Genomic DNA, 12,159 nt, shown 5'->3' with positions numbered 1-12,159 from the left:
ACCCCATACACGGTCTATCCCCGCGCGTGCGGGGGAACCCCGGCAAGACCCGGAAAATCCCGGTTTTTTTTGGGTCTATCCCCGCGCGTGCGGGGGAACCGTTATGCAATGAAATGGGCAAACCTGCTCTGCGGGTCTATCCCCGCGCGTGCGGGGGAACCTCACCATACCATTCTCGATACAAAACCAAAGCGGGTCTATCCCCGCGCGTGCGGGGGAACCATAAACGGGGATGCTCTGGCGCAAGGGATGGGCGGTCTATCCCCGCGCGTGCGGGGGAACCTTTCGGTCGCGGCGGCAGTGGCTGGCCGATGGCGGTCTATCCCCGCGCGTGCGGGGGAACCCTGATGCGAAGGTGGAGGAAGCCAACAGGGAGAGGTCTATCCCCGCGCGTGCGGGGGAACCTCCGGTCCTGCGCAAGGCGATGACCGAGAACACGGTCTATCCCCGCGCGTGCGGGGGAACCTCCGGTGGACCATGATCCTCGACCAGGGGGGGAGGTCTATCCCCGCGCGTGCGGGGGAACCCGCGGCGTATGGGGAGCACCCGGACAGGCGCCCGGTCTATCCCCGCGCGTGCGGGGGAACCCGGCGCCAGAGCCGATTCTGGCGCGAGGTCCGAGGTCTATCCCCGCGCGTGCGGGGGAACCCCGGCAGGCCAGACATGGCTGGCCCGCCAGGCCGGTCTATCCCCGCGCGTGCGGGGGAACCCTGGACTGGGTCAGTCGCGGCCAGGGCTACACGGGTCTATCCCCGCGCGTGCGGGGGAACCGGCTGGCCACTCCTGCCGGCCATGACTGGCTGCGGTCTATCCCCGCGCGTGCGGGGGAACCGGAGAAAGAAAAGTGGGTATTCAAGATGAAAAAGGTCTATCCCCGCGCGTGCGGGGGAACCCTACTCCACTCCCTAGCCCTCTCCGAGGGAGGAGGTCTATCCCCGCGCGTGCGGGGGAACCGAGTGGCTGCGGTCGAAAAAAGGCAGAGTCTGGGGTCTATCCCCGCGCGTGCGGGGGAACCCAATGCCGCGAACGAGCCAATCTAGACCCGCTGGGTCTATCCCCGCGCGTGCGGGGGAACCTAAACAGGAGAGAAAAAAATGACTTTTATTCCCGGTCTATCCCCGCGCGTGCGGGGGAACCTCTCGTGTTTACTAGCATGATTGCTAACATTTTTTCAAGGAACTTTATATTCAGGCATGGCCTGATTGGGGTGGAATTGAGTTTGCGGTAGATTAATTATTTTTTTGTTTGACCTCCTTCTGGGGAATGATGGGAACGAGGTGTGCGGGGGAGTTGGAGAGGTTTGATTTTTCAGCTTCCGTCAAGGGGCGGCGGGAGAGGATAACGCCATCAACATCGATCAACTCAACAGGGGGTTCTCCCAAGACGCGAACCGATTGGCCAGCCGGGAGCTTGGGTTCTCGCCAAACCATGACGATGGCGCCACCTCCCAATTGTCCGAACCAATCCTCCATGACCGTCCAAACCCTCTCTCTGACAGCATTGTTCATACGTGAAGCCGTGTAAACGCCTGGGGCTATTTCCAGCATGCAGGAAGCCAGAAAGCCCCGGAAACGATCTGCCACATCGCGTGTGACCACAACTGTCATGGTATCATATCTCCAGGCTGCTCTAGATTGATATGTGAATGTTTCTGTAAGATCGGACAAAGATCATTTCAGGCCTGTTCCGCGTCCTGTCCGGGTTCCTTGTCCTTTTGCATGGAGTGACTGGATTCCTCTTCAGCAAACAACTCTTTGATACGGTCAATCATGGACGGAATGACCCCTTCACGGCGAAAAAAATGGCCACACTGCCGTCGGACATGCCGTTCCAAGGTTATGTTGGGCTGGCGCTGAAAATCGCGCACCCCCTGGAAGGCGGCAGGTAGAGTGATGGCATCCCGATAAAGATCGGCGATGTCGAGACAAAAAGCGGTCGACGCATCCTCATGAATGAAGCCTAACGAGGGGATTGTCCCTGTTGCAGCCACGGCGATGGTGGCGGCAGCCTCCACCGCCGTGGCTGCGTGGTTGATGGCCTGATTGGGGGCATCAGCCACGAGTGGGTTTTGTCGATCATAAAAACGACCCTGCCAGGCAACGCCAAAACGTTGGGCCAGAATTTTATACGTCTCCTTCATGCGTGCCCCTTCCATGCCACGCAGGATGGATATGTCTGCCTTGACCGGCAATATTTCACCCAGGCGCCAGGCATACATGCGGCGGGCCATGCGAATGCGCTCCCGGGCGCCGGAAGCCCAAACCTGGGCATGGCGCCTGGCCAAGGCCGACTCCCCAGGCCCCAAAGGAGGTGCGGTGTACATACGTACACCATCCTCACCCACCGCAATCAGGCCTGTTCCATGCCGCGCCAATAGACGGAGAGCATCATGACTGATGGTCGTTCCAGGCCCTAACAAAATCATGGAAACACCCTGGAAGGGAATCTGATAGTCGCCAGATTTAAAATCCTGGGTGCCAGCCGCCAAAAAATGTAGCGTACCAGCATTGACGATCAGATTCCCTCGACCCAACCAGAGCAAGCCCTGACGATCCGCGTGTGGCACACGCGCCGTTTCCAAACCCAAACGTCCAGCCAGCATAAGTCAGGCCTCCTGCGGTCCCGGTGGCGCCAGACGCAACATGCCAAACCCGAACGCCCGGTGCCGACCCATACCCCGGCGTAACAATGCCCGGAAAAGTTCGGCATCGGTTGTCTCCAGGGTGCCATGAAATACGACCTCCCGTTGCTCGACACGGGCAAAAGATCGATCCCTCCTGCGACGCGCCAACTGCACGCCCCGCATGGCATGCAACGAAATGGTTTCCAATCGCATGCCCCCCTGACGTTCCATGGCAGCCCTGAACCAGTTCATGTAAACAACCCCCCGATCCAAGGCAGGAGAACCCTCCTCGTGCGCCAGGCTGGCCGCCAACCAGGCATCCATTTCCGCTCCCTTGCGCTGAACGAACCGGTTGCAGGTGCGAACCGTGGGCAACACGTTGACCTGAAATCCCAAACGTTGACCAACAGGAATGGTGGGAACGGGCTTGGCGTGCAAATGACCTTCCAACTCCGTCACCAGTGCAGGCGCACCAAACAAACGGGCCTGGTCCATCAAGGCCCCGGCGTCCTGGTTGGCATATCCCAAAACTTCCACCTGACGGCCCGATTGACGAAACCAGAAAGGCTTGGGTGACGCCTCGCCAAAAAGCCCCACCAGCAAGGCATGCAGCCGATAACCATCATCGGAGCTTATCCTGGCGTGTGCATCCGGCAAGGTCTGAAAAACCAAACGTGCCGGAAGCTGCAACTGGATCATATAGAACGGTTCAACCATGTTTTCCCTCCTGCGGCAGTCGGAGCATGCCGATCCGAACCATGCGTTGACCACAGTGGATCTGATTCTGCCAGTCACGTCGATCGTACCACGGGTCAAGTGTGGTGTTATTTGGATCCTCCGGACCTTGACCAGGCGGCCAACAGGCTCGCATGTTCCCCGAAGGGGGAGATTTTATGTCCTGGGGAAGCGCTTTGTGGATGAAATGCATTAGCGCTTCATGGAGCGTGTCCGCCTTGACCTGCCCGGCCAGAATGGGCGTGCTGGGCAAGCAGGATTTCCGTCCGATGAAGAGCGGCCTGGCCGGTTCCGCCAAGGCGGAGGCGAGATTGGCAAGGGTTGGGGCTACATCGGCAGGCTCAAGAAACAGGGCTACGGTGCAAAGGACATCCGCCTGAAAGGGCCGGAAACGAATGTGAGTGCTGGAAGTCGCATCACCCTTACCACGAACCTCCACCTCACCCCGCGTGGTCCAGCCATATTTTTTCATATCCATGAACTCTTGCCCCAAGTCCACGGTCTGATACTCCTCGACCCTGTTTCCTTCTCGGTCCAGACGAGCTGCAAAACGGATGCGTGACTGGAGCCGGTCCATATTTTCGGTATCGGCATGATCCCAACCCAGGGCATTGGCCAATAGTCCCGTGAGCATGGATGTGGCGGGAAAAGGCCGGATAACGCCGTTCTGATCCACCATGGGGCCGCCAAAGGAGAGCAGAGGGGCCTCCAGACGCAGCATAAGGATCTCCATCACACCCCCCCCCCGCACCTGGTCGGCGCTCCAGCGGGCCAACTCAGCCAAACCGACTACGGACTCGGCGCCAATGGCCGACATGTCCGCCATGGCCGCCACCCGGCGGGTCTCGCCACCACCGTACATGGTGTCAAATTTTTTCAGGTAATCACCCAATTGGGCGATGGCCGTGTCCCGCAGCTCCTCACGGCCCTTGTTGGGAACAGCTCGGCGAAAGGCATTGGCCAGGGTGCGCGGCTGGCGGTTGCCACTCTCCACCAGGATCATTTCCGCATAGGCATAGGGAGCGGTGGCCCCTTTTTTGGCGCCGGGAGAGACCGTGGCAATCAGGTGCAACAGGTTTTCCACCACCTGTGCCGCCAGGCCCCGGTCGGCGCTCTCCCAATCCTTGCGTGGGCATCCCGTCAGGTTGGAAACCAGCAAGGGGATATCCACCACCACATACCCGTAAAAAATCCCACTGGTCAGTTCGCTGTCGTTGATGTGTCCCGACCCCAATTCACCCGATTCCTGAAGCAGATCATCCAGCGCCGAAAAATAGTCGGTTTCCAGTTCATGCTCGTGGACGGTGAAGGCATGGGCCACGTGGATGGCCGCATCGAGACGTGTCAGCAGATCGCTGGTCACCATGCGGCCAAAGAGGGCCGCATCCAAACCGGCAGGCAGCGGCATGGTGTTGATCAAGGCCTCCATGTTTTTTTTCTCTGTCTTGAAGAAAGCTTCGACTGCCGCGCCGATCTCTTTGACTTCCGATGTGTTGGCGAGAATGGCACGAACCTTCTCCTGGATAAAACGTACCTCCGGCCAGCCAAGAATCACCACCTGGCTCGTTTGCAGGGAGAGGGCGCCGTCGCCTTTGTCACCCTTTTCGGATTTTTCTTTTTTCTCTTTTTTGGCGCGGGCGCTGCTGCCGAGGAGCTTATCCTGAAAAGCGGCAACGGCGGCCTCCACCTTCTGCCGATCCAGCCCCTCTTCCTCGATCAGGGGCAGCGCCACCAGCTTGTCGAAAATATGACGTGAACGCAGACTCATTTCGACCTCCTTGATGTTGCTCAAGGCATGGACATCCTCGGCGGTACGCCAGTGGCGTTTGAGGCACTGGGATGAAACACGGGTGCGTGTGGAACCTCCGAAAGGAAGACGCTTGGCCATGCCGGCATCATCGCGATTGAGCAGGGTGGCCGAGTAGCCGGTGAGAAAATGGATCTGAATGAAACGGGGATTGGACATATTTGCAACCCTCCTGGGAGTGATGTTGATATCCGCCGATCTGGCAGGGATCATTGTGGTTGATAAGAGTGATGTTGATATCCTGCCGGGCTGGCAGGATCATTGCGGTTTATGGGAAAAATACCCTCTGGCCAGAATGCGCCTTTGGGACTCAGCCTTGTCCGGGTCCATGGCGAGGATAAAATGGGCAAAACGGATCCAGTCGATCGGCTCTCCCTTGGCCCGCAGAAAACGGCAGGTGCGGTCCACGGCATCAAAAAAGGCTTCATTTCGACTGTTCAAAAGTTTGTGGAAGCGGTTTTCGGAAAACCCGGCACCGGCCAGCACCTTGCCCGGAAACGCGCCACTCCGGTGTGGATGCGGCGACATCTGCGCCATGCCGGAAAGGATGGCCAGCCAGCGGTTTTCCAACTCCTGCACGGCCTCCCCTGCGGGGAAGATGTGCTGGGCCAGCAATCGCCAGGCAGCGGGCTGGATCTCTCCACCCAGGCGCCAGCGGCGAAGTTCGGCCATCTCCCCCGTTCCCAGTCCCCCCTCGGCCACGTCACGCGACATGCGCGCCACCAGGGTAAGAATTTTGTGCTCCAGACCCTGCGCATCTTGTTCTTGCATGTTTTCCAGATCATCCATCAGGTGTTCTCCTCATGTTTCGCTTGCCCAGGTTGTTTCTGAAATAGTTCAAACTGTTTATTCAATGAGCCGAAAAACGTCCGTTCGGCGGCCACGAAGGTTTTATAACGGCGCGCACCACCCCCGATGAGGGTGCGTTTGGCGGACTCCATGATTTCCAGCGATGTCTGGCGCAAAAAATTCAACCAATCGGCCTGGGCATCCTCTGGGGTCATGGCCAGGCTGCGCCATAAAGCAGGAAAAAAGGTGTCGTCAACCCTCTGGTCCAGATGGACCAACCAGGGATCGGCGCGGCGATCCTTGAAGTTGAGTTTTTCCGGCGCCTCCTGAATCATGGTCAGCAGGGCCGGTTTCAAAACCTTGTTGGCCATGGTGCCGCACTGCTGGATCCGTTGATTGGCCATCTCAGCCAATTTGGCGCGCTCCTGCTGCCGACCCAGAACAACCCTGGCCGGGGCTGGAATGGGAATGCGGCGTTCGTGATACCCCTCGCTGACACCCTGACCACGGGCCATGGCACGCGCAAAGAATTCAATCTCCCGGTGTTGCGTTTTGATATCCTGGGTTTGTGCCGGGGAGGGACGATAGTGTTCATCACCCAACAGCAGTTTGGCAGCCGTGGCGTAGTCGAACCCTTTGCCGGTAATGGTGAGAGATGTGTTTTCCTTGTCGTTTTTTATGGGCGTCCAGGGATCCCCCAAAACACCCTTGAAATCCTTAGCCTGGATGCGTGTCGTCTTGCTGGTGCTGATGGAGGCAATCACGCCGGATGGTGCTGATGCCAGTCGGGCCCGGCGGCATACTTCGATGAAATAAGGGTCGAGATCGGTCAAGGGGAGTGTGGTCTGGCCATCCCATGGCACAAGCCAAAGCAGGGAGATACCGTCAGTTTTTCTGTAAAGATCCGGATATTGATCCAGCAACAGGCCACGGTTTTTGCGCAAAAGATCCAAATCCTGGCGAAAATGGGCGGCACAAGCCGGATCTGGACGAACACCCACCCCTGGCCGGCTGGCAAATCCCCCATTCATGCGGGCAATACCGTAGTTGCCCGCGCCCATGAACCCCTCCATGGTTTGCAGGCTGACCAGGGCCATGACCCAGTTGTCAGGATGGGCATGGCCCATGCGAGCCATCTTGATATCGTGATTTTTCGCGGTGACCAACACATCGATCCTGTCGGGTTGTGCGCATTGATTTTTGAATCCTTGCAACATTTTTTCGGGAACGGGGGGTTGCATGAAGGCCGGTTTGGACAAATCCTTGACCACCAGTTGCCAAGGTTCATCCTGCGGCCAATCGGGGGTGAGGGTGCGCAAGAGGTCGCGCCAATGGGCCTCGGTGGTGGGTGGGGTTGCCAAACCTTTCCGGTGCAGCGCCATGGCGGCGAGTTGCACCAGGAAGGCATGCCAGGCGTGAGCTTGATAAGGCTGTAGGGCCACAAAGGCGATGATTTCGTCGTTCGTCAACCCGGCCAGAACGCCTGGCAGGGAGCGCTTGTCCCTGGTGCCTGTGGCCGTATCGATACGGAAAATGGCGTCGGTCAATAAATTATTGTCCATGGTCTCCTCTTGTTTCATGACTGTTGGACTCCTCGTTTTTGTTCAGGCCGGACGCAACCCCAGCCGGTCGTAACGGAATGGCCGACCGCCAAAGGTAAAATCGAACCCCCCGTCACCCTCCCGCACACCCTCGGGCTGGGCCGTATCCGGCAAGGGTTGCTTGCCCAGCCAGCGCCCCGGAATAGTCAACGTGGACACATTTTGGCCGAACGGTCCCGGCGGCGCCGGGTCGAAGGTGACCAAACGGTCATGCAGACCCAGGCGGGTGGTCAGGTGTTCATCGCGCACCTCATGGAACTCACAGGCGTGCATCCACTCATCGCGGCGATAAAGAGCCGCACGGGCCTGATTTTTTTGTGCGGCATTGCCGCCCCAGACGTTCTCGCCATGTATTTTCCACGCTTCGCCACGCATTTCGGCCAACTCCGTCAAGTTGTCCGGATGGGTCGCGGCCTCCACGAGCTGGCGGTTGTCGGCGGGGATGGTGATGGTTGGCGTGGCCGTGATGGCCTCCAGGGTGGCGGCCAAAATCCGCATATCGGGATAAACGCTTCCCCAGCCATGTTGCAGTGCGTTTTTGGACACCTTGCCCCTGGCATCCAGGTGGTGTTCCAGGCCTTCGGCTGGGGTCAACACCACCAACCGGGGATGTTCATGACCCGGGGGACGCTGGTTGCGTGGATGGCGATGCAGTCGGCCCATGCGTTGCAGCAGCACATCCATGGGGCAAAGATCGGTGATGAGAAAATCGGCGTCGATGTCGAGGCTCTGCTCCGTGGTTTGGGAGGTGACCGCCACCAGGCCCCCTTGTCGCACGCCATTCTTGCCAAACTCTTTTTCGATGGTCCGATCCAGCAGGGTTCGGTCAACGGGGGCAAAACGGGCATGGTGAGGGGCCAACACACCCTGACACCGGAACAACCGGTCGGAGTTCCCTCCGGTGGCGTTTTCCAGAGTCGTCTGGGTGTTGATGACCCACTGCACCGTGTTGCGCAGGACGAGGACGCGCGCCCCGGCGCGTGCCGCTGTCAGGGCCAGGGCCACCACGGCGTGGGCATCATCCGCCAGGGGACGGGAAATCACCTGAGCCACCTTACCCTTGCCGGAGGAGGCCACCAGCCACCGCTTTTGTTCTCCATGCAGGCAGGTGATGAGCGGGTAGGGTGTGGCGGACGCCTCGGAAGGGGATGGACAATCCGTCCGGGGGCCATGCAACAGAAAGGAGCGCATGGCAGCGCCGAGGGTCGCCGACATGAGCAGGGCGTGCCCCCCCACTGCGCCATGTCGGGCGATCACCTCCCGCAGGATGGTCGTCATGTAGGCATCCGAGGCGTGGACCTCATCCACCACCAGGAGCAGGCGGCTCAAAGCGGTCGCCCGCATATGGGCGTGCGACACGGCGAGCGCCGACATGAGCGCCTGGTCCACCGTTCCCACGGCGATGGTCGCCGCCAGATAGCGCTTCGGATGTTCCGCCGCCCAACCCCGATAGCGATAACGCTTCTGATCTTCGGGCCAGTGAATTTCAAACCCTTCCAGGCGGCGGCCCTGTACTGCATCCACCTGGATATAGCCCGGCACCGCCAGGACGACCGGTGGATGCGCCGGCCCCAGAGCTCGCTCCACAGCCCGGTTGACCCGGGCATGGATCTGCACCGCCGCAGCCCGGGTGGGCAGCGCAAAGTACAGGCCATCCACCAGACCGTTTCGGAACAGCTCGAAAAAATGGATCAGGGCCGCCTCCGTTTTACCCGATCCGGTTTCCGCCTCAAGGATGGTGATGTTTCCCGAGGCAGCCGACGGCAATTCCCGCACGCTGCGTTGCATGGCGTTGGGCGATGGATAATCGAACATGGTTGCCGAATCGATGTCTTGTTCAAGGATATGTCTGCGCGCCGCCGTCACGTCGCAACCCATGGCATGCAAGGCGTGATGGGCCTTGTGCCGCAATGCCGCAGGGGAGGGGAGGGCAGTATCGGCGGCAAAGGGAAAAAAACGTTCGGCATCGGAGCCGATCCAATCGGCCAGGGTGACCAGCCCATTGAAAAGGTGCTGCATGGGCGGGGATATGGGGAGTTGGTCATGTGTTGTTGCGGCAAAAGCCTCTGGAAAATGCGTATCCAGCGCCGAGATCAATGTTTTCAGCCCGGACAGGGGATCCCACCGGGCATTTTGTTCCCATATTTTGGGGCTGATTTGATCCAAAAGCCGTTTGTCGGGGCTGCCCGATGTTATTCTGTCCCCGGGCAGAGGGCGCCCATGATGACAAAATATGGCCCACAACCAATAAACCAATTCATCCGGATCGTCATGTCGCAACCAACTGTCCAGCGCCTCCAGTTGCATATGGGTGTACCCCTCTTCGGCCCGGGGGTGTTCCATGAGCAATTTGAAGATTTCCCGTATGTGGCCATGGGAACGATGACGATTGTGTTCCTGCGGATCATACTGCTCCTGAAACCCAAGATTGAACTTTCCGGCATCGTGCAGGGCAGCCATGACAGCGAGACGCGCCATTTGACCATGGGTGAGATCCTCCAGATCGACTGCCATGGCCAGACGTTTGCGCAGCACGGTCGTATCCAGCAGGGCGTGGACGACGCTGGCCACCTCCAGACAGTGGTGAACCAATGGGTGCCAATGAATGTGCCCGGAAATGTCCTGTCTCTTCCCCCAGAAAAAAGGTGACCCCTTGTCATGCATGGTCAAAATCTCCCGAATTTTTCCGAGCCAGAATATTCCAGATAACTGATATCAAAAAAGACCAGTCTATCCAAAACCCCACAATAGATCAACAAAAATCAGTCGGTATGAACAACTTATCTTGACATGGTTGCCAGCGATTTATGATGACACGCCCGAAGTCAGACACTCCTTATCTTGACATGGTTGCCAGTGATTTATGATGACACGGCCTGAAGTCAGACGCTCCTTGCAATGAAGCGACTCATGGGACGTTTGCTTGACCGTATCAACTCTTGACACAGCTCTCCGTGGAACTATGATTGCGGGTCGTTCGGTCTGCTCTCCCCATTCCGACCATGTTGCCGCCTGACATACGTGGCAGGTTCTCTTTATTGTGGGGGGGCTGGTTGCAGGGATCCGTCATAAAAAAGGATAATAAAATGAGTACGTTTCTTGAGAATCTGTCGGTTGAAACCAAAATCCGCTTGATCATAGTGCTGGCCGTTTTGGGCATGTGCGCTTTGGGGGGATTTTCGGCTCAGACCCTTAAGAACGCGCTGTTGGAAGACCGGGAGCTGAAGACCAAGAGCGTTGTCGAATCCGTGTTCGGCATCCTGGCCATCTTCGAGAGCCAGGAGAAAACAGGTCAGTTGACCCGTCAACAAGCCCAGGACGCGGCAATTCGCATGGTGAAAGGTTTGCGTTACGAGGGGGAAAATTATTTTTGGATCAATGATATGTACCCAAAAATGGTCATGCATGCCCTTAAGCCGGAACTGGATGGCAAGGATCTGAGCAGTCATGCCGATCCGGACGGGAAGAAGCTGTTCGTTGCCATGGCGGAAGTGGTCAGGCAGAAAGGGGAGGGTTTTGTCAACTATCGGTGGCCCAAGCCTGGTTTCAATCAGCCGGTCCCCAAGGTTTCCTATGTCAGAGGATTTGCACCCTGGGGTTGGATTGTGGGCTCCGGTATCTACCTGGATGATGTCGAAGCCATCTTTATGGAACGTTTGTGGGTTTTTGTCGGTGTGTTGCTCTCTGTTGCCGCTCTTCTGTTTGTCTCCTCCCACATGTTGGCAAAAAATATTTCCTCTCCCCTGCAAGAGTGCAAACATATGTTTGTACGTTTGGCAGAGGGGGATCTGGGGGTTCGCTGCGCCATGACGCGGCGTGACGAGATTGGTGAACTGTTCCGCTCCCTTTCATCCATGTCAGGTACGATACGGGGAGTGGTGCTCCAGGTTCGGGATGCGGCTGTTCATGTCACCTCTGGCAGTCAGGAGCTCTCCTCTGCCAGCCAGGCAGTATCGCAGGGGGCCGTACAGCAGGCGGCGGCCATCGAACAGACCACCTCGTCCATGAAACAGATTGTTGGAAATATTCAGCAAAATATGGACAACTCCCAGCAAACAGAAAAGATTGCCCTGCAGGCCGCCAAGGATGCCGATGCCGGCGGTACCGCCGTGGCGAAGGCTGTTACCGCCATGAAGGAAATTGCCGGGAAAATATCCATCGTCGAGGACATTGCCCGGCAGACCAACCTATTGGCTCTCAACGCGGCCATCGAGGCTGCACGCGCCGGTGAGCATGGCAAAGGGTTTGCCGTTGTGGCCAGCGAAGTGCGCAAACTGGCTGAACGCAGCCAAAACGCCGCCGGTGAAATCCGCTCTCTCTCCGCCGAAACGGTTCTGGTGTCGGAGCAGGCCGGGGGCATCATGGCCAAACTCGTCCCGGATATTCAAAAAACCGCCAACCTGATCCAGGAAATTTCTGCTGCCAGCAGAGAGCAACACACCGAAGTGGACAGGGTCAATTCTTCATTGCAGGAGTTGGACACCGTCATCCAACAAAATGCCGGTGCTGCCGAGGAGATGTCCGGAACCGCCGATGAATTGGTGAGTTACTCCGAAAAGTTGAATGAGGCAGTCAATTTCTTCAAGATTGGGTGATTGATTCAA

8 protein-coding genes, 1 pseudogene and 1 CRISPR repeat array are annotated in these 12,159 nt (G+C 58.1%); of the genes and pseudogenes, 1 reads left to right on the top strand and 8 read right to left on the bottom strand.

Features of this window, described 5'->3' with window-relative positions; genetic code table 11:
- Positions 1-11: 11 nt before the first annotated feature.
- A CRISPR array of direct repeats spans positions 12-1,137; the repeat unit is 28 nt; unit sequence GGTCTATCCCCGCGCGTGCGGGGGAACC.
- A gap of 92 nt (positions 1,138-1,229) precedes the next feature.
- From cas2e to cas3, 8 genes and pseudogenes are all read right to left on the bottom strand, one after another.
- Positions 1,230-1,607, bottom strand: coding sequence for a type I-E CRISPR-associated endoribonuclease Cas2 (gene cas2e / locus HQL63_01385; protein ID MBF0175491.1), 378 nt, complete (start codon positions 1,605-1,607; stop codon positions 1,230-1,232).
- Between the two features lie 68 nt (positions 1,608-1,675).
- On the bottom strand, positions 1,676-2,602 hold the full coding sequence (cas1e, locus tag HQL63_01380) for a type I-E CRISPR-associated endonuclease Cas1 (GenBank protein MBF0175490.1): 927 nt from the start codon (positions 2,600-2,602) through the stop codon (positions 1,676-1,678).
- Between the two features lie 3 nt (positions 2,603-2,605).
- Positions 2,606-3,340, bottom strand: a complete 735-nt coding sequence (gene cas6e / locus HQL63_01375) for a type I-E CRISPR-associated protein Cas6/Cse3/CasE (GenBank protein MBF0175489.1) — start codon at positions 3,338-3,340, stop codon at positions 2,606-2,608.
- Positions 3,333-4,094: a type I-E CRISPR-associated protein Cas5/CasD gene (gene cas5e / locus HQL63_01370; GenBank protein ID MBF0175488.1), complete on the bottom strand. Its 762-nt coding sequence runs from the start codon at positions 4,092-4,094 to the stop codon at positions 3,333-3,335. The genes cas6e and cas5e overlap by 8 nt, the downstream gene beginning before the upstream one ends.
- A gap of 3 nt (positions 4,095-4,097) precedes the next feature.
- Positions 4,098-5,324: pseudogene (gene cas7e / locus HQL63_01365) on the bottom strand (type I-E CRISPR-associated protein Cas7/Cse4/CasC).
- Between the two features lie 99 nt (positions 5,325-5,423).
- A complete protein-coding gene (locus HQL63_01360; protein MBF0175487.1) occupies positions 5,424-5,954 on the bottom strand; it encodes a type I-E CRISPR-associated protein Cse2/CasB in 531 nt (176 codons plus the stop codon).
- Entirely contained in the window at positions 5,954-7,534 is a 1,581-nt protein-coding gene (casA, locus tag HQL63_01355; protein ID MBF0175486.1) for a type I-E CRISPR-associated protein Cse1/CasA, read from the bottom strand. The genes HQL63_01360 and casA overlap by 1 nt, the downstream gene beginning before the upstream one ends.
- Before the next feature lie 24 nt (positions 7,535-7,558).
- A complete protein-coding gene (gene cas3, locus HQL63_01350; protein MBF0175485.1) occupies positions 7,559-10,219 on the bottom strand; it encodes a CRISPR-associated helicase Cas3' in 2,661 nt (886 codons plus the stop codon).
- A gap of 422 nt (positions 10,220-10,641) precedes the next feature.
- On the opposite strand from cas3, the gene HQL63_01345 reads away from it, so the two are divergent.
- Positions 10,642-12,150, top strand: coding sequence for a methyl-accepting chemotaxis protein (locus HQL63_01345; GenBank protein ID MBF0175484.1), 1,509 nt, complete (start codon positions 10,642-10,644; stop codon positions 12,148-12,150).
- The last annotated feature ends 9 nt before the right edge of the window (positions 12,151-12,159 follow it).

The organism is Magnetococcales bacterium (assembly GCA_015231175.1).
Classification (GTDB): Bacteria; Pseudomonadota; Magnetococcia; order Magnetococcales; family DC0425bin3; genus HA3dbin3.
Note: the sequence above shows the minus strand (reverse complement) of the source record. Positions and strands in the feature narration are given on the sequence as shown.